At 71.9% G+C, this 945-nt stretch carries 1 pseudogene; it reads left to right on the top strand.

The features are described 5' to 3' along the window. Positions 1 to 945 (top strand): annotated as a pseudogene (locus FrCorBMG51_RS34310) (acyl carrier protein); the annotation flags it as partial.

The following is a 945-nucleotide window of genomic DNA, read 5'->3' as shown; positions in this document are numbered from 1 at the left end:
TCGACTCGCTGACCGCGGTCGAGCTGCGCAACAAGCTGGCCGCCGCGACCGGGCTGACCCTGCCGACAGCGCTGATCTTCGACTACCCGACGCCGACGGCGCTCACCGGGTACCTGCTACGTGACCACCTGTCCGCGGCCGACGACACAGCGGCCACGGCCGCCACGGTCGCCGCGGTCGTCACGTCGGGCACCTCCGCCGCGCCGGACGACGACCCAATCGTNGTGGGAGCGGGCTGCCGGTTCCCCGGCGGCGTCACCACCCCCACCGAACTCTGGGAACTGATCAACTCCGGGGTCAGCGCCATCACCGAATTCCCCACCAACCGCGGCTGGGACCTGGGCCACCTCTACCACCCCGACCCCGACCACCCCGGCACCTCCTACACCCGCCACGGCGGCTTCCTCCACAACGCCGGCGACTTCGACCCCGACTTCTTCGGCATCTCCCCCCGCGAAGCCCTCGCCATCGACCCCCAACAACGCCTCCTGCTCGAAACCACCTGGGAAGCCCTCGAACACGCCGGCATCGACCCCACCACCCTCACCGGCACCCCCACCGGCGTCTTCGCCGGCGTCATGTACGACGACTACGGCGCCCGGCTGCACCTGGCGCCCAGCGCGCCGGCGTCCCTCGAGGGATACCTGGTGACGTGGCGTCATGTACGACGACTACGCACTGCGGCTGCTGGGCCGGGTGCCCGACGGTTTCGAGGGCTACCTCGGCACCGGCAGCGCCGGCAGCGTCGCCTCCGGACGGATCGCCTACACCCTCGGCCTGCAGGGCCCCGCCCTGACCATCGACACCGCCTGCTCCTCCTCCCTCGTCGCCGTCCACCTCGCCGTCCAGGCCCTGCGCCGCGGCGAGATCACCCTCGCTCTGGCCGGCGGCGCCACCGTCATGGCCAGCCCCGCCACCTTCATCGAGTTCTCCCGCCAACGCGGC

The sequence above is a fragment of the Protofrankia coriariae genome (assembly GCF_001017755.1).
Taxonomy (GTDB): Bacteria; Actinomycetota; Actinomycetes; order Frankiales; family Frankiaceae; genus Protofrankia; species Protofrankia coriariae.
Note: the sequence above shows the minus strand (reverse complement) of the source record. Positions and strands in the feature narration are given on the sequence as shown.